This window comes from Novacetimonas cocois, assembly GCF_003311635.1.
Classification (GTDB): Bacteria; Pseudomonadota; Alphaproteobacteria; order Acetobacterales; family Acetobacteraceae; genus Novacetimonas; species Novacetimonas cocois.
In genome coordinates this window covers 1-988 of sequence record NZ_QEXL01000065.1, presented here as the reverse complement: position 1 = coordinate 988, position 988 = coordinate 1, and the positions used below count along the sequence as shown (strand labels likewise).

The following is a 988-nucleotide window of genomic DNA, read 5'->3' as shown; positions in this document are numbered from 1 at the left end:
GCGACACCCGATGATCCGCATGTGCTCCCTCATGACAGGGCGCTCACCGCAATCATGGATGCACGCCAGCGCGGAGAGATCACAGCCGATGAGATGATCGCCCAGATCCGGCAGGCAGGTGCCTGAGCATCCGCACCTGTGGTGCAATGGTGTATGAAGAACAACTACTTATGGGTAGGCGCGATGTCGGCCTCGGGTATGTCGATGGGTCGTCACAAGGGTAGCCGTAGGGTCGTGAAACGGTCGTTCCATCAATGCATCAGGGATAGTCGTAACCATTGCACTCTGCGTCACCTTCCTGCGGTGTGCGAGAGCGTCCCCCTTATTGCCCGGGTTGTGGCAGAGAAAGGGGATGATCGGTCCCGAGGCTGGCCGCCCATGCCTTTACCGCTTCACCACTGATGAACAATCCGGCATCAGCCTCGGCCAGTGCCCGGCGTGTGGCTTCGTCCTTCCAGGCTTCCCAGTCGTCGCGATCGGTATGATCCGTCTTCATGTCCCATTTCTCCCGGTCTGGACCTTCAGGCCAGTTTTGGCCTGCGTCCGCGTTTCTTCTCTGGCAGGCGCGTGACCGGAACTTCAGCGTCCGGTACGTGCGAAGGTTCCGGTGTCGCCTTGATGGTCCGCCCCAGTCCGATTTCCTGTGCCAGGGTAGCCCGTTGTGCCGAATAGGATGGGGCGGTCATCGGATAGCTTTCCGGCAGGCCCCATTTTGCCCGGTATTGCTGGGGCGTCAGGCCATAGACGGTGTGAAGGTGACGCTTGAGCATCTTCATTTTTTTTCCGTCCTCCAGGCAGACGATGTAATCCGGGAACACGGATTTTTTCACGGGCACGGCCGGCACCAGATCCGGTGTTACGGTCGTCGCCTGTCCCAGACTTCCGAGCGCCTGAAACACCGTGGCGATGAGGCCGGGCAGGGTATCCGCCGGAACCGTGTGACTGCTGACATAGGCTGTGACAATCCGGGTCGTAAGCTCGCGCACTG

General features: G+C 60.0%; 3 protein-coding genes. 1 reads left to right on the top strand and 2 read right to left on the bottom strand.

Features of this window, described 5'->3' with window-relative positions; translation table 11 throughout:
* Positions 1–21: 21 nt before the first annotated feature.
* Entirely contained in the window at positions 22–126 is a 105-nt protein-coding gene (locus NJLHNGOC_RS16545) for an antitoxin VbhA family protein (protein WP_225063345.1), read from the top strand.
* Positions 127–322: 196 nt separating this feature from the next.
* On the opposite strand, the gene NJLHNGOC_RS16095 is transcribed toward NJLHNGOC_RS16545, so the two are convergent.
* Complete coding sequence (locus tag NJLHNGOC_RS16095; RefSeq protein WP_162851945.1) at positions 323–496, bottom strand: hypothetical protein; 174 nt, start codon at positions 494–496, stop codon at positions 323–325.
* A gap of 25 nt (positions 497–521) precedes the next feature.
* Positions 522–986, bottom strand: a complete 465-nt coding sequence (locus tag NJLHNGOC_RS15520) for a MucR family transcriptional regulator (protein WP_113597112.1) — start codon at positions 984–986, stop codon at positions 522–524.
* Positions 987–988 lie beyond the last annotated feature (2 nt).